Below are 16,788 nucleotides of genomic sequence, written 5' to 3'. Positions count from 1 at the left end.
TCCTAAGGTCGGATCAAGTGGCCGCTGGGCCCTAAGGGCTGGCCGTCCAGTGAGGCGCCATGTTCGTCGAGGGTCAAACGTCCTTCGGCGAACCAGCGAATGGCCAGGGGATAAATCAGGTGTTCCTGGGCGTGAACCCTCTGTGCCAGCGTGGTAGGCGTGTCGTGCAACTCTACAGAAACAACTGCCTGTACGACCAGAGGCCCCCCATCGAGTTCCTCCGTGACAAAGTGCACGCTGCAGCCATGTTCGGCATCGCCGGCGTCGAGCACCCGTTGATGGGTGTGCAAGCCTTTATACAGCGGAAGCAGGGAAGGGTGAATGTTCAGCAGTCGGCCGTGGTAATGGCGGACGAATCCGGGCGTGAGGATGCGCATGAAGCCGGCGAGCACGACCAGCGACGGCTGAAACGAATCGATGGCCTCGATCAGCGCCCCATCGAAAGCCTCGCGACCTTCGTAGCCGGTGTGATCCAGCACCAGGGTGTCGATCCCTGCGCGAGCGGCCCGCTCGAGCCCGAAGGCATCGGCGCGGTTGGAAATCACCGCCCGGATGCGCGCAGGGCTCGCGCTGTCCTGAAAGCTGTCGATCATCGCCTGCAGGTTGCCGCCAGTGCCGGACAGCAGCACCACCACATCACAGGGTTGGGGCATGTCAGGCATTAATGAGCCTTGACGTTCTTCAGCTCGACTTGTGCAGCGCCTTCGGCAGCCGTGCCGATCTGGCCGATCACCCAAGGCTGCTCGCCGGCTTCACGCAGGGCGTTCAGCGAGACTTCAACGTGTTCCTGGGCGACGCAGATGACCATGCCGACGCCGCAGTTCAGTACGCGGTGCATTTCGTGCTCATCGACGTTGCCTTTTTCCTGCAACCAGTCGAAGACCGCCGGACGGATCCAGCTCGCCACGTCGACGATGGCCTGGGCGCCTTCAGGCAGCACGCGCGGGATGTTGTCCAGCAGGCCACCGCCGGTGATGTGGGCCATGGCTTTTACCGCGCCGGTGTCTTTGATCAGCTTGAGCAGTTGCTTGACGTAAATGCGCGTCGGTGCCATCAGCAGTTCGGTCAGCGGCTTGCCGTCGAGCTGGATGTTTTCGATATCGGCACCTGCCACTTCAATGATCTTGCGGATCAGCGAGTAGCCGTTGGAGTGCGGACCGGAAGACGGCAGAGCGATCAGCGCGTCACCGGCGGCAACCTTGGAGCCGTCGATGATCTCGGCTTTTTCCACGACGCCGACGCAGAAACCGGCCAGGTCATAGTCTTCGCCTTCGTACATGCCAGGCATTTCAGCGGTTTCGCCACCGACCAGGGAGCAGCCGGCCAGCTCGCAGCCCGCGCCGATGCCGGTGACCACTTGGGCCGCGGTGTCGACGTTCAGTTTGCCGGTGGCGTAGTAGTCGAGGAAGAACAGCGGCTCGGCGCCGCAGACCACCAGATCGTTGACGCACATGGCGACCAGATCGATGCCGATGGTGTCGTGTTTGTTCAGGTTCAAGGCCAGACGCAACTTGGTGCCGACACCGTCGGTGCCGCTCACCAGAACAGGCTGCTTGTAGCCGGCCGGGATTTCGCACAGAGCGCCGAAGCCCCCGAGGCCGCCCATCACTTCCGGGCGCTTGGTGCGCTTGGCGACGCTCTTGATGCGTTCGACCAGCGCTTCACCGGCGTCGATGTCAACACCGGCGTCTTTGTAGCTCAGGGAGGGTTGCTTGCTCATGATCCAGGCCTTTAGGGGGGGATTCGGGGTAACGACCGAGTGGCAACGACGCGGGGCCTTGTCATCGCCGGTCTGCGAAGGCGCGCGATTTTATCAGGGTTGGGCGCAAGCGGCCATCCTTGGGCCGACGGGCAGGACTGTCGTGAAGAAAAAATAACCCGGTTTATCCCGCCGCACCCGTTCGTCGCTGGCGGGATCCGGTGTAACGTTGGCGCCTGAGTGAGCGATTCGGACGCGTCTGCGGTCAGAGTCGAGTCACTCATGTTCATGCAGCTATTTATAGCGTTGCCTTTTTACCCAGCGGGAATCCTTCATGCGTCCACCTTCATTCATGCGCCTAAAAAACTGCCTGTTCGTGGGTTGCCTGTCATTAATGAGTCTGCCGGCGCTCGCCGAGACGATGAACACTCTTTATCAGGTGCGCGAGCCCGTCAGCGGCCAGACCCCTGACGAGAAAACCCGCGCCACCCAGGCCGCGCTGGAAACCCTGGTCATCCGCCTGACCGGCGATCCCAAGGCTGTGCAAAACGGCGGCCTTGCCGAGGTGCGCAAGGACCCTCAGCAAATCATCAGCCAGTACGGCTACGACGCCGGCCCGCCTGAAACCCTGCAGGTCGATTTCGATCCGGCGAGCACCGAACGCGTGATGCGCCAGGCGGGGCTGTCGTTGTGGGGCACCAACCGTCCGGTGATCATGGCCTGGTGGCTGAACGACGCGACTGACGGCGCCAACCTCGTCGGCGACGGCCAGGCGTCTGCCGAACCTCTTCGCCGCGCCGCTCAGCATCGCGGTCTGCCGTTGCGTCTCCCCTTGGCGGACCTTGGCGAGCAGGGCATCGGCAACGCCAAGACCCTCGACGGCAATAACGTCGGCCCGCTCAAGGAGGCTTCCGAGCGCTACGGCTCGGACGCGATTCTGGCGGTTCACGCGCAGGAAAACGGCGGCCAGTGGCAGGGCAAATGGCACCTGTGGCTGGGCGACAAGATGGAGCAGGGCAGTGCCAGCGGCGCGAGCTCGGCGGAACTGGCCGACGCGGTGCTGTTGGCGGTGAGCCAGCGTCTGGCGCCGCGCTTCGTGGTCAAACCGGGTGCCGCGACGGGCATGGTGCTGGATGTACAAGGCATGAATCTTGAGCGTTACGCGCAGCTGTTGCGCCTGCTCGAACCGTTCGGCGGCCGCTTGAAATCAGCCGACGGTGATCGCATCGCGTTCGACGTCAGCGGCAGCCCCGATCAGTTGCGTTCCCAACTGGCGCTGGCGAAACTGCAGGAAGTGCCGGCCGGTGAAATCGCCAGCGCGCCGGTCAGCGCCGCGCCCGTTGCTGCGGACGGCACGCCGGTAGCACCGCAGCCGCCTGCTGATTCGGACAGCGCATTGCACTTCCGTTGGTGAACAGGTTCATAACGACGTTGCACGAAGCACATCATCCTGGGGAAAGAGGCAGTAATGACTGATACGCGTCGTTGGTTCTGGCTGGGCGGGGTTGTCCTGGTCTGTTTGTTCGTCTGGCTGCTGCATTCGATTCTGACGCCGTTCCTCGTGGCGCTGCTGCTGGCGTACATGGGCGATCCGCTGGCAGACCGGCTGGAAAAACTGAAGCTGTCACGCACCATGAGTGTGGTGACCGTGTTCCTGTTGTTCACCCTGATTTTCATGGGCCTGCTGTTGGTGCTGGTGCCAATGCTGGCCAAGCAGCTTTACCGCCTGTATGAACTGGCACCGCAGATTCTCGACTGGCTGCAACACACGGCCATGCCGTGGGCGCAGGCCAAGCTGGGGCTGGCAGAAGGGTTCTGGAAGTTCGACAAGGTCAAGGCGGCGATCTCCGAGCACATGGGCCAGACCGGCGACATCGTCGGCATCGTCCTGTCCCAGGCCACCACCTCGACCCTGGCGCTGATCGGCTGGCTGACCAACCTGGTGCTGATCCCGGTGGTCTGCTTCTATCTGTTGCGCGACTGGGACGTGATGATGGCGAAGGTGCGCAGCCTGCTCCCGCGTCACCGCGAGAAGAAGATCGTCGCGCTGGCGGACGAGTGCCATGAGGTATTGGGTGCGTTCATTCGCGGCCAGTTGCTGGTGATGGTTGCGCTGGGCGTGATTTACGCCGCCGGCCTGATGCTGGTCGGGCTGGAGCTGGGCCTGTTGATCGGTGTCATTGCCGGCCTGGCGGCCATCGTGCCGTACATGGGTTTCGTGATCGGCATCGGCTCGGCGATTCTGGCGGGCTTCTTCCAGTTCGGCGGCGACCTGTATCCAATGCTGGGCATCGTCGCGGTGTTCATGGTCGGTCAAGCACTGGAAGGCATGGTGCTGACCCCGTTGCTGGTGGGTGACCGCATCGGTCTGCACCCGGTTGCGGTGATCTTCGCGATCCTGGCGGGCGGCGAGCTGTTCGGCTTCACCGGCATCCTGCTGGCCCTGCCGGTGGCGGCGGTGATCATGGTCCTGGTGCGCCATGTTCATGACCTGTACAAGGATTCGGACATCTACGGCGGTCTGGACGACCCGGATCTCTGATTCCCGCGAATCAGGATGCGTACCGGCGCGCGGTGCTCACCGCGCGCCTCCTTTCTCGGCGGGTTTTGCCCGTATTCCCCAGTGATACCAGTGACATACGCAAGCCTTTGATTTTGCTGGCGGTCTGCCGCATTGTGCGGCCAGCCCTGCGGGTATAGACTTTGCGCACTTTTCACAGAGGCCCCTTGGCGGTTCGTCATGAACCGTTCAGCCAGCATGAAACCAGTTCAGCTGCCCCTGAGTGTGCGTCTGCGTGATGACGCCACCTTCATCAATTACTATCCAGGCGCCAATGCCGCTGCACTCGGCTATGTCGAGCGGCTGTGCGAAGCCGAGGCCGGCTGGACAGAAAGCCTCATCTATCTGTGGGGCAAGAACGGGGTAGGGCGCACGCACCTGTTGCAGGCTGCCTGCCTGCGATTCGAACAGATGGGCGAGCCAGCGGTTTACCTGCCAATGGCCGAACTGCTCGATCAAGGCATCGGCCTGTTCGATCATCTGGAGCAGTACGAACTGGTGTGCCTCGATGACCTTCAGGCGGTGGTCGGCAAGCCTGAATGGGAAGAGGCCTTGTTCCACCTGTTCAACCGGCTGCGCGACAGTGGCCGACGCTTGCTCATCGCTGCTTCGTGCTCGCCCCGGGAGCTGCCGGTCAAGCTGGCGGACCTGAAATCGCGGCTGACCATGGCGCTGGTGTTCCAGATGCGCCTGTTGTCCGACGAGGAAAAACTCCGCGCCCTGCAATTGCGTGCGTCGCGTCGGGGCCTGCACCTCACCGACGAAGTGGGGCATTTCATCCTCACCCGTGGCAAACGCAGCATGAGCGCGCTGTTCGACCTGCTTGAACAGCTCGATCAAGCCTCGCTGCAGGCCCAGCGCAAGCTGACCATTCCCTTCTTGAAAGAAACCCTCGGTTGGTAAGCGCGTCCATGGTCGATCAGGCTTTGGTGCTGCAAACCGCCGCGGCCCTGCGCCGTGCCACACGCATCCTGATCATCACCGGTGCCGGCCTTTCGGCGGATTCGGGCTTGCCGACCTATCGCGGTGTCGGTGGTCTGTACAACGGCGAGACCGACGACGGCCTGCCGATCGAAATGGCGTTGTCCGGCCCGATGCTGCGTCGTGATCCGGCGCTGTGCTGGAAATACATTGCACAATTGGGCAGCGCTTGCCTGGGCGGACGTCCCAATGCGGCGCACTATGCCATCGCCGAATTGCAGCGGCGCAAGCCCGAATGCTGGGTGTTGACGCAGAACGTCGACGGCTATCATCGCGCGGCGGGCAGTCCGCCAGAACGGCTGATCGAGATTCATGGCCAGTTGGCGCCGCTCTACTGTCAATCTTGTGGCGCCGAGGATCCGCTGCTGAGCGAGCACCTTGACCGACCACTGCCACCGCTGTGTGCCGGCTGTACTGGCGTTTTGAGGCCGTCGGTGGTGTTGTTTGAGGAGATGTTGCCAGAGCTGGCATTGAACGTGCTTAAGGAAGAGATGGCAAAAGGCTTTGACGCTGTGCTCAGCATCGGAACCACTGCCAGCTTCCCGTACATTCATGAGCCTATGCTGCGCGCTCGGGTGACGGGAGGCTTTACTGCCGAGATAAACCCTTCGCCGACCGATCACTCCGCGCACATGGATGCGTTTCTGAGGTGTAGAGCCTTAGAAGTGATGGACGACATCGTAAGTCACATTTGTTTCGATTGAATTTGCAAATGGGTACGATTGAAGGCATAGTCTCGGCTTCTTTACACTTCAGCCACGGTCGTGCACATGCTAAACCGCTTCGCACCCCTCGTGCCTCTCGCACTCGTTACGCTGTTGTTCGGCTGCGCGGCCCAGATGCCGACGTCGCAACAACAGTCGCAAAGCCCCCAGTTCCGGGACTCTGCCACCGCCCAATCCGCCAGCAAGCGTGCTGATTACGCATCCTCCGTACTGGATGACGAGGTCGCCACCGAAGACGAGCTCGCTCAATTTGCCGACAACAAGCCGTACCGCCTGCCGGTTCTGGCTGACAGCATCCTCGAACGCGGCAAATCCTTGATAGGCACTCGCTATCGCTTCGGCGGCACGTCGACCACCTCTGGGTTCGACTGCAGCGGTTTCATCGGTTATCTCTTCCGTGAAGAGGCGGGCATGAGCCTGCCGCGTTCTTCGCGCGAAATGATCAACATCGATGCCCCCCTCGTTAAACGCAATGACCTCAAACCAGGCGATCTGCTGTTCTTCAGCACCGCCGGTCGCGGTCGTGTCAGCCATGCGGGCATCTACCTGGGCGATGACCAATTCATCCACTCCAGCAGCCGTCGCAGCGGCGGTGTCCGCGTCGACAGCCTCGACGATGCTTACTGGGCCAAGACGTTCATCGAAGCCAAACGCGCGCTGGCAATGGCACCTTCAACGGTCCCTGCAACCACCACCGCGATGAGCTCGACTACACTCAAGCGCCAAACCCGTTAATTCCGGGCGCGCAAAGGGCTAACCCCCTCTTGCGCGCGACCCCGGCCCTCGGCAAAGTAAGCTGCACCCCGCACAGGTTGTCGTGTCTATGTCGTTAACGGTTCGCCTGATCGTCGCCTCTCTGGCTGTGCTGCTGGCCGCATGTTCCAGCACTCCACCGCCCGCTCCACGCAAGGTTGTCTACCGGCCTGTGGTCTCCGCTCCTCCCCAGTTTTCTTCACCGCTCGCCGACGACGTCCTGTTGCGCGCGATCGGCCTCGTTGGCACGCCCTATCGCTGGGGCGGCAACACGCCTGATTCGGGTTTCGATTGCAGTGGCTTGATCGGCTATGTCTACCACGACGCCGCGGGCATTACCTTGCCGCGATCGACGCGGGAGATGATTACCCTGCGTGGCCCGGACATCGACCGCAGTCAGCTGCAGACCGGTGATCTGGTGTTCTTCGCCACAGGCGGCGGCTCCCACGTCAGTCACGCCGGCATCTACGTCGGGGAAGGGCGATTCGTTCACGCTCCGGCCACCGGCGGCACCGTCAAACTCGACAGCCTCGACAAGCCTTATTGGCAGAAAGCCTGGCTGAATGCCAAGCGTGTCATCCAGCCATCGAATCTTGCCAGGCAATAGTCGCTATTGAGGCAATGTGTTCGTGGGCTGTTGCTGCTTGAACACCGGTGCATTGCAGGGTGAAATCCCGTTAACCCGTGGCCGCTCTGCCCACGGTTCGATTGACGCTCCCCAGTCAACCCTCTAACCTTCGCGCCATGTTTCAGGTGCCCGGGACTTCGTTGGTCCACAGGGTGAAACAGGGAAGCCGGTGCGATTGCTCATGCGATCAATTCCGGCGCTGCCTCCGCAACGGTAAATGAGCCAAGGCCACGCACAATGCCACTGTGTTCGCTGAACATGGGAAGGCGCCTGGCCTGCCACGGTTGTGGCAACTCATGAGTCCGGAGACCGGCCTGATCCATCCAACAGCATCACGGAGGGCGATGCTCTGCTGCAGGCCGGGATTTGTCCGGTGCCTGCTGACAGTCTTTGCCTGTGCCCTCCGTTTGCCACACCTGCCCTCAAGCGGAGAGCTGAGATGAGCGAATCCCCCGAACGTGACGAACGCCACCTGGCGCGCATGCTGCGCAAAAAGGCGGTGATGGACGAGCGCATTTCCAGCGCGCCAAATGAATGCGGATTGCTGCTGGTCCTGACCGGCAACGGTAAAGGCAAAAGCAGTTCGGCGTTCGGCATGCTTGCCCGCGCCATGGGCCACGGCATGCAGTGCGGCGTCGTGCAGTTCATCAAAGGCCGCCACAGCACCGGCGAAGAGCTGTTCTTCCGCCGCTTTCCCGAACAAGTGCGTTACCACGTGATGGGCGAGGGCTTTACCTGGGAAACCCAGGACCGCCAGCGTGACATCGCCGCCGCCGAAGCCGCCTGGGCCGTGACCCGGGAAATGCTCAAGGACGCCTCTATCGGCATGGTCGTGCTCGATGAGCTGAACATTGCCCTCAAGCACGGTTACCTGGACCTGGAGCAGGTGCTGGGCGACTTGCAGGCACGCCCGCCGATGCAGCACGTGATCGTCACCGGTCGCGGGGCGAAGCAGGAACTGATCGACCTGTCCGACACGGTTTCCGACATCGGCGTGGTCAAGCATGCCTTTCAGGCCGGCATCAAGGCGCAGAAAGGCATCGAACTGTGAGTGAGCGCCAGCCTCGGCACTGCCCGGCAGTATTGATCGCCGCGCCCGCGTCCGGTCAGGGCAAAACCACCGTCACCGCCGCACTCGCCCGTCTGCACCGCAATCAGGGGCGCAAGGTGCGCGTATTCAAGTGTGGGCCGGACTTTCTCGACCCGATGATTCTCGAGCGCGCCAGCGGCCATCCGGTGTACCAACTGGACATGTGGATGATCGGCGAGGCCGAAAGCCGGCGCCTGTTGTGGGAAGCCGCCGCCGACGCCGACCTTATCCTCATCGAAGGCGTCATGGGTTTGTTCGACGGTACGCCGTCCAGCGCAGACCTTGCCCGGCGTTTCGGCGTGCCGGTGCTGGGGGTGATTGACGGCACGGCCATGGCCCAGACCTTCGGCGCACTGGCGTTGGGATTGGCGCGCTATCAGCCGGATCTGCCGTTCGCCGGCGTGCTGGCCAATCGCGTCGGCACGGTGCGCCATGCGCAGTTGCTGGAAGGCAGCCTGACCGAAGGCCTGCGCTGGTACGGCGCACTGTCCCGTGAGACCGGCATTGAACTGCCCAGCCGGCATCTCGGCCTGGTTCAGGCCAGTGAACTGAATGACCTGGACATGCGCCTCGACGCTGCGGCCACCGCGCTGGCCAGCACCTGCGATGCCACGTTGCCGCCGGCCGTGACCTTCACCGCGCCCGAGTTCGTGCCCGCCGAACCGCTGCTGGCCGGTGTGAAAATCGCCATCGCCCACGACGAGGCGTTCGCGTTTTTCTACGGTGCCAGCCTCGACCTGCTGCGGGAGATGGGCGCCGAACTGTCGTTCTTCTCGCCGATCCGCGACCGCGAACTGCCGGACGCCGACAGCCTGTATCTGCCGGGCGGCTACCCGGAACTGCATCACACGGCGCTGGCGGAAAATCTCAGCATGCTCGCCGCCATCCGCGCGCACCACGCCGCCGGCAAACCCCTGCTCGCCGAATGCGGCGGCATGTTGTATTTGCTCGATGCGCTGACCGATGTCGAGGGCCAGCGCGCCGAAGGGGTGGGCTTGCTCAAGGGTGAAGCCGTGATGCAAAAGCGTCTGGCGGCGCTGGCCCTGCAATCGGTCGAACTGCCGGAAGGCACCTTGCGCGGCCACACCTATCACCACTCCCTGACCAGCACCGAACTCACACCCATCGCCCGCGGCCTCAGCCCCAATGGGGGGCGCGGCGCCGAAGCGGTGTATCGAGAAGGGCGCATGACCGCGTCATATGTGCACTTCTATTTCCCCTCCAATCCCCAGGCGATGGCGGCGCTGTTTTTGCCATGAGCCTGGCCAATGCAATCGCCGCATTCTGTGGGAGCGAGCTTGCTCGCGAAGTGGGCGCGTCCGATCCCACTCCTTGTCTGAAAAACCGCTTTCGCGAGCAAGCTCACTCCTACAAGGGGCGCATCGCGGGTGATTGCTGTGTTTCACGCGCGGGACAGGCGAGCCATGACTGACCACACCTTCACCGACCCCGAACGCGCCGCCGTTTACCGCGCCATCGCCGAGCGTCGCGACATGCGCCACTTCTGCGGTGGCACAGTCGCGCCCGAGTTGCTGGCCCGCCTGCTCGAAGCCGCGCACCACGCGCCCAGCGTTGGCCTGATGCAGCCGTGGCGTTTCCTGCGCATCACCGACCCGGCGCTGCGCGCGCAGATTCAGGCGCAGGTGGAGGAGGAGCGCATTCGCACCGCCGAAGCCCTCGGCGAGCGGTCCGACGATTTCATGAAGCTGAAAGTCGAGGGCATCAGCGACTGCGCCGAGGTATTGGTCGCTGCGTTGATGGACGACCGCGACAAACACATCTTCGGCCGCCGCACCCTGCCGGAAATGGACATGGCGTCACTGTCGTGCGCAATCCAGAACCTCTGGCTGGCGGCCCGTGCCGAAGGCCTCGGCATGGGCTGGGTGTCGCTGTTCGATCCCCAGGCCTTGGCCGATTTGCTGAAGATGCCAACCGGTTCAAAACCCCTGGCAATTCTGTGCCTGGGCCCGGTCAAGGCATTTTATCCGGCGCCGATGCTGGTGCTGGAGGGCTGGGCGCAGCCGCGTGCGCTGCAAGAGCTGGTCTACGAGAACACATGGGGAGTGATTGCATGAGCGTGGCGTTATTGAGCGTCGCCGGGGTCGCGCTGGACGCATTGCTCGGCGAGCCAAAACGGAACCACCCGCTGGTGGCGTTCGGCCGTTTCGCCGAGCGCATCGAACAGCGTCTGAACGCTGGCGGCCGCGGCTGGCGCAGCCATGGCGTGACCGCGTGGTTCATCGCCGTCATTCCGCTGACCCTGATTGCCACGCTGCTCAGCTGGCTGCCGTTCATTGGCTGGCTGGTGGAAGTCCTGGCGCTCTACTGCGCGTTGGGTCTGCGCAGCCTGGGCGAGCACGTCGAGCCGGTCGCCCAGGCGCTGCGCAGCGAGGATCTGCCCGAAGCGCGGCGGCGGGTCGGTTATCTGGTCAGTCGCCAGACGTCAGAGCTGGACAGCACCGAAGTGGCCCGCGCGGCCACCGAATCGGTGCTGGAAAACGGCAGCGACGCAGTGTTCGCGGCGATCTTCTGGTTCGTCGTGCTGGGCGCTCCGGGCGTTGTGCTCTATCGCCTGAGCAACACCCTCGACGCCATGTGGGGCTATCGCAACGAGCGCTTCGAACGCTTCGGCTGGGCGGCGGCGAAAATCGACGACCTGCTCAACTACATTCCGGCCCGTCTGGTGGCGTTGACCTACGCGCTGCTGGGCAACACCCGACTGGCCCTGCGCTGCTGGCGCACCCAGGCACCGAAGTGGGACAGCCCCAACGCAGGCCCGGTGATGGCCGCCGGCGCCGGTGCGCTGGGCGTCGAACTGGGTGGCCCGGCGATTTATCACGGCGAGCTTCATGAGCGTGCGACGCTGGGCGAAGGCATTCCAGCGGACGCGAACTCCATCGATCGTGGATGGCAACTGGTGCAGCGCGGCGTGTGGCTGTGGTTGCTGATCTTGTGTCTGGGGACAGAATTCTATGCTTGAGCACGGCGGCCGATTGCGTGGCGCAGTCCTGAAATACGGCATTGATGAGGCGGACTGGCTGGACCTGTCCAGCGGGATTTCGCCGTGGTCGTGGCCAATCCCGGCGATTCCTGAAGCGGCCTGGGCGCGCCTGCCGGAAACCGATGACGGTCTGGAAGCCGCCGCCCGCCGCTATTACGGCGCCACGGACGTGTTGCCGGTAGCCGGTTCCCAAGCGGCGATTCAAGCGCTGCCGCGTCTGCGTCAGGCGGGCAAGGTCGGCGTGCTGTCGCCGTGCTACGCCGAGCACGCTGAGGCCTGGCGCAACACCGGCTTTCTGGTGCGCGAAGTGCTGGAGCACGAAGTGGAGCGGTTCCTCGACACCCTTGATGTGCTCGTCGTGGTCAACCCGAACAACCCCACCGGCTTGAGCCTCACGCCCGAACGCTTGCTGGAATGGCACACGCGGCTGGCCCAGCGTGGTGGCTGGCTGGTGGTCGACGAAGCGTTCATGGACAACACGCCGGAGTTGAGTCTGGCGGCTTACACCCAGCGTTCGGGGCTCATCGTGTTGCGCTCGTTCGGCAAGTTTTTCGGACTGGCCGGTGTGCGCCTGGGTTTTGTGCTGGCGGAGCCGCGCTTTCTCAAAGTCATGGCGCGGCAGATCGGACCCTGGTCGGTCAGCGGGCCAACCCGCATCATCGGACAGGCCTGTCTCAATGACGTGGCCGGGCATCAACGCCAGCGCCAGCGCACCGAGCAGGCCAGTCAGCGTCTGGTCGATGTGCTCAGTCGCCATGGCTTTGCACCCAAGGGCGGCTGCGCGCTGTTCCAGTGGCTGATCACGCCACTGGCGGAAGAGCTTTACGAGTTCTGCGCACACCGGGGCATCCTCCTGCGCATCTTTACGCACAACAGCAGCCTGCGTTTCGGCCTGCCCCGCGAAGACGCCGACTGGCAGCGTCTGCACCAGACGCTCAGCGAATTCTCCCGGGAGCGCTTATGAGCATCGGCAAAACCCTGATGGTGCAAGGCACCACCTCCGACGCCGGCAAAAGCACGCTGGTGACGGCGCTGTGCCGCTGGCTGACTCGTCAGGGCGTGCGCACTGTGCCGTTCAAGCCGCAGAACATGGCGCTCAACAGCGCCGTGACTGCCGACGGCGGCGAGATCGGCCGCGCTCAGGCCGTGCAAGCCCAGGCCTGCGGCCTCGAACCCCACACCGACATGAACCCGGTGCTGCTCAAACCCAACAGCGACACGGGCGCGCAAGTGATCATTCACGGGCGCGCCGTCACCACCATGGACGCCGTCGCCTACCACGACTACAAAGCCATCGCGATGCAGGCCGTACTCGCTTCCCATCGCCGCCTCAGCGAAGGCTGGCCGGTGGTCATGGTCGAAGGCGCCGGGTCGCCGGCCGAGATCAACCTGCGCGCCGGCGACATCGCCAACATGGGCTTTGCCGAGGCGGTGGATTGCCCGGTGCTGCTGGTGGCGGACATCAACCGCGGCGGGGTGTTTGCTCATCTGGTTGGCACGCTGGAATTGCTGTCGCCCAGCGAACAGGCGCGGGTCAAAGGCTTCATCATCAATCGCTTTCGCGGCGACATCGCGCTGCTTCAGCCCGGCCTCGACTGGCTCGAACAGCGCACCGGCAAACCGGTGGTGGGCGTGCTGCCCTACGTGATGGACCTGCATCTGGAGGCTGAAGACGGCCTCGATCAGCGCCAGACCGACAAGGCCGAGCAGGTGCTCAATGTCATCGTGCCGGTCCTGCCGCGCATCAGTAATCACACCGACTTCGACCCGCTGCGTCTGCACCCCCAGGTCAATCTGCAATTCGTCGGCCCTGGGCAGGCGATTCCTGGCGCCGACCTGATCATCCTGCCCGGCTCGAAAAGCGTGCGCAGCGATCTCGCCTACCTGCGCGCCAATGGCTGGGACACCGCCATCCGCCGCCACCTGCGTTACGGCGGTAAAGTGCTGGGCATCTGCGGTGGCCTGCAAATGCTCGGCGAAGAGTTGCACGACCCGCTGGGGCTCGAAGGCGCGGCCGGTTCCAGCCTGGGGTTGGGGCTGCTGGCCCTGAGTACGGTGCTGGAAGAAGAAAAACAGCTGCGCAATGTGAGCGGTCGATTGACCCTCGAAGACGCCGACGTTACCGGGTATGAAATCCACGCGGGCGTGACCACTGGCGCAGCGCTGGAACGTCCACTGGTCCAGCTCGCCGACGGTCGCTGTGATGGCGCGCGCAGTCCTGACGGCCAAGTGCTCGGCACCTACCTCCACGGCCTGTTCGAGAATCCTGCGTCGAGCAGCGCCTTGCTGCGATGGGCCGGGCTGCAGAACGTGCAGTCGGTGGATTACCACGCCCTGCGCGAGCGCGACATCGAACGCTTGGCCGATCTGGTGGAAACCTACCTGGACGGCAAATTACTGCGTGAACTCTGCGGCCTGGAGCAACCCTGATGCTGCAATTGATCCTCGGCGGCGCACGTTCCGGCAAAAGTCGGCTGGCTGAAAAGCTTGCCAGCGACAGCGGCCTCGACGTCATCTATATCGCCACCAGCCAGCCTCTGGACGGCGAAATGAACCAGCGCGTCGCCTTGCACCGCGAGCGTCGTCCGGCTGAATGGGGGCTGATCGAAGAACCCGTCGAGCTGGCCCGCGTGCTTCGGGAAAACGCCGGGGAGGGCCGCTGCCTGTTGGTGGATTGCCTGACCCTGTGGCTGACCAATCTGCTGATGCTGGACGATCCGCAGCGGCTGGTTCAAGAGCGCGAAGCCTTGCTCGATGGCCTGGCGGACCTGCCGGGCGAAATCATTTTTGTCAGCAACGAAACCGGGCTGGGCGTCGTGCCCCTCGGTGAGCTGACCCGTCGTTATGTCGATGAAGCCGGCTGGCTGCATCAGGCGCTGGCCGAACGTTGCCATCGCGTGGTGTTCACCGTCGCCGGACTGCCCATAACCCTGAAAGGACCCGCACTATGAGTAACGCCTGGTGGCTCGCCCCTGCCCGAGAAGTCGATCACGCCAGCCGCGAAGACGCGCTGGCCCGTCAGCAGCAATTGACCAAACCGACCGGTTCTTTGGGTCGACTGGAAGACGTGGCGGTGCAACTGGCCGGCCTGCAGGGTCGCCTGAAGCCGAAGGCCGATGAGGTCTGGATCGCGATTTTTGCCGGCGATCACGGCGTGGTCGCTGAAGGGGTTTCGGCATACCCCCAGGAAGTCACCGGGCAGATGCTGCACAACTTCATCATGGGCGGCGCGGCCATCAGCGTATTGGCGCGGCAGTTGTCGGCGCAGCTGGACGTGGTCGATCTGGGCACGGTTGCCCCATTGGACCTGCCGGGCGTGCGTCATCTCAACCTCGGCCCTGGCACTGCGAATTTTGCCCAAGGCCCGGCGATGACTGAGGCGCAACTGTACGCTGCGCTCGATGGCGGTCGCGACAGCGTGCTGCGCGCCAAGGCTGCGGGCGCCGAGCTGTTCATCGGCGGCGAAATGGGCATCGGCAACACTACCGTCGCCAGTGCGCTCGCGTGCGCGTTGCTCGATTGCCCGTCCACCTCGCTGGTCGGCCCCGGCACCGGTCTGGATGCCGAGGGCGTGAGCCACAAGGCGCAAGTGATCGAACGTGCGTTGCGGCTGCATGCCGCTTCTGTCGGTGACGCGCTGGCCAGTCTGCGCGCCCTCGGTGGTTTTGAAGTCGCGGCGCTGGTCGGCGCCTACCTGGCCTGCGCGCAGGAGGGCATCGCGGTGCTGGTCGATGGTTTTATCTGTTCCGTGGCGGCGCTGGTGGCGGTGCGCATTAATCCGTCGTGCCGGGAGTGGCTGTTCTTCGGCCATCGTGGCGCCGAGCCGGGCCATCGCCTGGTGCTGGACGCGTTGCAGGCCGAGCCGTTGCTGGACCTGGGATTGCGTCTGGGCGAAGGCAGTGGCGCGGCGCTCGCGGTGCCGTTGTTGCGTCTGGCCTGCGAGCTGCATAACGGCATGGCGACCTTCGCCGAAGCCGCCGTGGCAGACCGCCCGGCATGACCTTGCATCTGGACCTGCTGCGCCACGGCGAAACCGAATTCGGCGGCGGCTTGCGCGGCAGCATCGACGACGCGTTGACCGACACCGGCTGGCAGCAGATGCGCGCGGCGGTGGTTGATCGTGGCCCTTGGGACCGGATCGTCAGTTCGCCACTGCAACGCTGCGCCCGCTTTGCCGACGAGCTGGCCGGGCGGCTGGGCTTGCCCGTGGAATTGGAAGCCGGTCTTAAGGAATTGCATTTCGGTGACTGGGAAGGCCAGAGCCCTGCGCAATTGATGGAAACCGATGCTGCCGGGTTGGGACGCTTCTGGGAAGATCCTTACGGGTTTACGCCGCCCAATGGCGAGCCGGTTCAGGTATTTGCTACCCGCGTGCTGACCGCTGTTGAGCGGTTGCAGCGGACGTATGACGGACAGCGCATTCTGCTTATCAGCCATGGCGGGGTGATGCGTCTGTTGTTGGCCCGCGCCCGCGGTCTGCCTCGCGAGCAACTGCTGCAGGTCACCGTGGGCCACGGCGGTCTGTTCGGTCTGGATGTGCAGGCCGACGGTGGGTTGACGGAGGTTTGAATGCTGCCGTTCTGGATCGCCTTGCAGTTCCTCAGTAGCCTGCCCATTCGCTTGCCGGGCATGCCTTCGCCCCAGGAGTTGGGGCGCTCGCTGCTGTTTTACCCGCTGGTGGGTTTGCTGTTCGGCGTGCTGTTGATGGCGCTGAATCATCTGCTCGACGGAGCACCGATGTTGTTGCATGCCGCTTTGCTGCTGGCGGCATGGGTGATGCTCAGCGGTGGGCTGCACCTGGATGGCCTGGCCGACAGCGCCGACGCCTGGCTCGGTGGTTTCGGCGACCGCGAACGCACGCTGCTCATTATGAAGGATCCGCGCAGCGGGCCGATTGCGGTGGTCACGCTGGTGGTGGTGTTGCTGTTGAAATTCAGCGCGTTGCTGGCGTTGATTCAAGCGAACACGAGCGTCGGCCTCTTGCTGGCCCCGGTGATTGGCCGCGCGGCGATGCTGGCGCTGTTTCTGAATACGCCGTATGTACGCGCCGGCGGGCTGGGCCAGGCGCTGGCCGATCACCTGCCGCGCAAGACGGGTGTGCGGGTGCTGGCGGCGGTGGCGGGGGTCTGCGTGCTGACCGGTGGCGGCGCGGCGGTGTGGGTGCTGGTGGTGGCAGCGTGCGGCTTCTTCTGGCTGCGCCGGGTGATGATGCAACGGCTGGGCGGCACTACCGGCGACACCGCTGGCGCGATGCTCGAACTGCTGGAAACCCTGGTGCTGGTGACGTTGGCGCTGATGTGCGATTGATTTGTGGGAGCGCCACCCCGGTCGCTCCCACAGGATCTGCGGTC

The 16,788-nt window shown here is 63.9% G+C and carries 18 protein-coding genes and 1 riboswitch; of the genes, 16 read left to right on the top strand and 2 right to left on the bottom strand.

Translation table 11 applies throughout. The features are described 5' to 3' along the window. Nucleotides 1–2: 2 nt before the first annotated feature. Nucleotides 3–653, bottom strand: a complete 651-nt coding sequence (gene purN, locus QWI20_RS17425) for a phosphoribosylglycinamide formyltransferase (RefSeq protein WP_369306556.1) — start codon at nucleotides 651–653, stop codon at nucleotides 3–5. 8 nt (nucleotides 654–661) lie between these two features. Beyond that, nucleotides 662–1,720: a phosphoribosylformylglycinamidine cyclo-ligase gene (gene purM, locus QWI20_RS17420; RefSeq protein ID WP_369306503.1), complete on the bottom strand. Its 1,059-nt coding sequence runs from the start codon at nucleotides 1,718–1,720 to the stop codon at nucleotides 662–664. Between the two features lie 331 nt (nucleotides 1,721–2,051). Here purM and QWI20_RS17415 point away from each other — a divergent pair, with 331 nt between their 5' ends. The 16 genes from QWI20_RS17415 (at nucleotide 2,052) to QWI20_RS17340 (ending at nucleotide 16,744) form a co-directional block, all read left to right on the top strand. Next, complete coding sequence (locus QWI20_RS17415; RefSeq protein ID WP_369306555.1) at nucleotides 2,052–3,113, top strand: DUF2066 domain-containing protein; 1,062 nt, start codon at nucleotides 2,052–2,054, stop codon at nucleotides 3,111–3,113. 54 nt (nucleotides 3,114–3,167) lie between these two features. Then, nucleotides 3,168–4,241, top strand: coding sequence for an AI-2E family transporter (locus tag QWI20_RS17410; RefSeq protein WP_133776344.1), 1,074 nt, complete (start codon nucleotides 3,168–3,170; stop codon nucleotides 4,239–4,241). Between the two features lie 216 nt (nucleotides 4,242–4,457). Next, entirely contained in the window at nucleotides 4,458–5,162 is a 705-nt protein-coding gene (gene hda / locus QWI20_RS17405) for a DnaA regulatory inactivator Hda (RefSeq protein WP_074890952.1), read from the top strand. 8 nt (nucleotides 5,163–5,170) lie between these two features. Continuing rightward, nucleotides 5,171–5,944 (top strand): NAD-dependent deacylase, encoded by a 774-nt coding sequence (locus tag QWI20_RS17400; RefSeq protein WP_369306502.1) that lies wholly within the window; start codon nucleotides 5,171–5,173, stop codon nucleotides 5,942–5,944. Nucleotides 5,945–6,010: 66 nt separating this feature from the next. Then, nucleotides 6,011–6,700 (top strand): C40 family peptidase, encoded by a 690-nt coding sequence (locus QWI20_RS17395; RefSeq protein WP_369306501.1) that lies wholly within the window; start codon nucleotides 6,011–6,013, stop codon nucleotides 6,698–6,700. Between the two features lie 88 nt (nucleotides 6,701–6,788). Then, the gene (locus tag QWI20_RS17390; RefSeq protein WP_192172855.1) at nucleotides 6,789–7,325 is read left to right on the top strand and encodes a C40 family peptidase; all 537 of its coding nucleotides are present in this window, start codon (nucleotides 6,789–6,791) and stop codon (nucleotides 7,323–7,325) included. A gap of 127 nt (nucleotides 7,326–7,452) precedes the next feature. Continuing rightward, nucleotides 7,453–7,679, top strand: a riboswitch (cobalamin riboswitch). Nucleotides 7,680–7,785: 106 nt separating this feature from the next. Next, nucleotides 7,786–8,397 (top strand): cob(I)yrinic acid a,c-diamide adenosyltransferase, encoded by a 612-nt coding sequence (cobO, locus tag QWI20_RS17385; RefSeq protein WP_369306500.1) that lies wholly within the window; start codon nucleotides 7,786–7,788, stop codon nucleotides 8,395–8,397. Then, a complete protein-coding gene (locus tag QWI20_RS17380; protein WP_369306499.1) occupies nucleotides 8,394–9,695 on the top strand; it encodes a cobyrinate a,c-diamide synthase in 1,302 nt (433 codons plus the stop codon). Before cobO ends, QWI20_RS17380 begins: the two co-directional genes overlap by 4 nt. Nucleotides 9,696–9,860: 165 nt before the next feature. After that, nucleotides 9,861–10,511 (top strand): 5,6-dimethylbenzimidazole synthase, encoded by a 651-nt coding sequence (gene bluB, locus QWI20_RS17375; protein WP_369306498.1) that lies wholly within the window; start codon nucleotides 9,861–9,863, stop codon nucleotides 10,509–10,511. Continuing rightward, on the top strand, nucleotides 10,508–11,416 hold the full coding sequence (gene cbiB / locus QWI20_RS17370) for an adenosylcobinamide-phosphate synthase CbiB (RefSeq protein WP_369306497.1): 909 nt from the start codon (nucleotides 10,508–10,510) through the stop codon (nucleotides 11,414–11,416). The genes bluB and cbiB overlap by 4 nt, the downstream gene beginning before the upstream one ends. Next, nucleotides 11,409–12,401, top strand: coding sequence for a threonine-phosphate decarboxylase CobD (cobD, locus tag QWI20_RS17365; protein ID WP_369306496.1), 993 nt, complete (start codon nucleotides 11,409–11,411; stop codon nucleotides 12,399–12,401). Before cbiB ends, cobD begins: the two co-directional genes overlap by 8 nt. Continuing rightward, the gene (locus tag QWI20_RS17360; RefSeq protein ID WP_369306495.1) at nucleotides 12,398–13,867 is read left to right on the top strand and encodes a cobyric acid synthase; all 1,470 of its coding nucleotides are present in this window, start codon (nucleotides 12,398–12,400) and stop codon (nucleotides 13,865–13,867) included. The genes cobD and QWI20_RS17360 overlap by 4 nt, the downstream gene beginning before the upstream one ends. Beyond that, nucleotides 13,867–14,388, top strand: coding sequence for a bifunctional adenosylcobinamide kinase/adenosylcobinamide-phosphate guanylyltransferase (gene cobU / locus QWI20_RS17355; protein WP_369306494.1), 522 nt, complete (start codon nucleotides 13,867–13,869; stop codon nucleotides 14,386–14,388). The genes QWI20_RS17360 and cobU overlap by 1 nt, the downstream gene beginning before the upstream one ends. Further along, nucleotides 14,385–15,437: a nicotinate-nucleotide--dimethylbenzimidazole phosphoribosyltransferase gene (gene cobT, locus QWI20_RS17350; protein WP_369306493.1), complete on the top strand. Its 1,053-nt coding sequence runs from the start codon at nucleotides 14,385–14,387 to the stop codon at nucleotides 15,435–15,437. The genes cobU and cobT overlap by 4 nt, the downstream gene beginning before the upstream one ends. Next, complete coding sequence (gene cobC / locus QWI20_RS17345; RefSeq protein ID WP_369306492.1) at nucleotides 15,434–16,006, top strand: alpha-ribazole phosphatase family protein; 573 nt, start codon at nucleotides 15,434–15,436, stop codon at nucleotides 16,004–16,006. Before cobT ends, cobC begins: the two co-directional genes overlap by 4 nt. Then, complete coding sequence (locus QWI20_RS17340) at nucleotides 16,007–16,744, top strand: adenosylcobinamide-GDP ribazoletransferase (protein WP_369306491.1); 738 nt, start codon at nucleotides 16,007–16,009, stop codon at nucleotides 16,742–16,744. Nucleotides 16,745–16,788 lie beyond the last annotated feature (44 nt).

It is taken from the genome of Pseudomonas sp. W2-17, from assembly GCF_041060445.1.
GTDB lineage: Bacteria > Pseudomonadota > Gammaproteobacteria > Pseudomonadales > Pseudomonadaceae > Aquipseudomonas.
The sequence above is the reverse complement of the archived record's forward strand: the minus strand, read 5'-3'. Positions and strand labels throughout refer to the sequence as shown.

Bases quoted from the DNA above. Each gene is read 5' to 3' on its own strand.
- cobU (WP_369306494.1), top strand. From the start codon at position 13,867: ATGCTGCAATTGATCCTCGGCGGCGCACGTTCCGGCAAAAGTCGGCTG.
- cbiB (WP_369306497.1), top strand. From the start codon at position 10,508: ATGAGCGTGGCGTTATTGAGCGTCGCCGGGGTCGCGCTGGACGCATTG.
- QWI20_RS17395 (WP_369306501.1), top strand. From the start codon at position 6,011: ATGCTAAACCGCTTCGCACCCCTCGTGCCTCTCGCACTCGTTACGCTG.
- bluB (WP_369306498.1), top strand. From the start codon at position 9,861: ATGACTGACCACACCTTCACCGACCCCGAACGCGCCGCCGTTTACCGC.
- QWI20_RS17415 (WP_369306555.1), top strand. From the start codon at position 2,052: ATGCGCCTAAAAAACTGCCTGTTCGTGGGTTGCCTGTCATTAATGAGT.
- QWI20_RS17390 (WP_192172855.1), top strand. From the start codon at position 6,789: ATGTCGTTAACGGTTCGCCTGATCGTCGCCTCTCTGGCTGTGCTGCTG.
- hda (WP_074890952.1), top strand. From the start codon at position 4,458: ATGAAACCAGTTCAGCTGCCCCTGAGTGTGCGTCTGCGTGATGACGCC.
- cobD (WP_369306496.1), top strand. From the start codon at position 11,409: ATGCTTGAGCACGGCGGCCGATTGCGTGGCGCAGTCCTGAAATACGGC.
- QWI20_RS17410 (WP_133776344.1), top strand. From the start codon at position 3,168: ATGACTGATACGCGTCGTTGGTTCTGGCTGGGCGGGGTTGTCCTGGTC.
- QWI20_RS17400 (WP_369306502.1), top strand. From the start codon at position 5,171: ATGGTCGATCAGGCTTTGGTGCTGCAAACCGCCGCGGCCCTGCGCCGT.
- cobT (WP_369306493.1), top strand. From the start codon at position 14,385: ATGAGTAACGCCTGGTGGCTCGCCCCTGCCCGAGAAGTCGATCACGCC.
- purN (WP_369306556.1), bottom strand. From the start codon at position 653: ATGCCCCAACCCTGTGATGTGGTGGTGCTGCTGTCCGGCACTGGCGGC.
- cobO (WP_369306500.1), top strand. From the start codon at position 7,786: ATGAGCGAATCCCCCGAACGTGACGAACGCCACCTGGCGCGCATGCTG.
- cobC (WP_369306492.1), top strand. From the start codon at position 15,434: ATGACCTTGCATCTGGACCTGCTGCGCCACGGCGAAACCGAATTCGGC.
- QWI20_RS17360 (WP_369306495.1), top strand. From the start codon at position 12,398: ATGAGCATCGGCAAAACCCTGATGGTGCAAGGCACCACCTCCGACGCC.
- purM (WP_369306503.1), bottom strand. From the start codon at position 1,720: ATGAGCAAGCAACCCTCCCTGAGCTACAAAGACGCCGGTGTTGACATC.
- QWI20_RS17340 (WP_369306491.1), top strand. From the start codon at position 16,007: ATGCTGCCGTTCTGGATCGCCTTGCAGTTCCTCAGTAGCCTGCCCATT.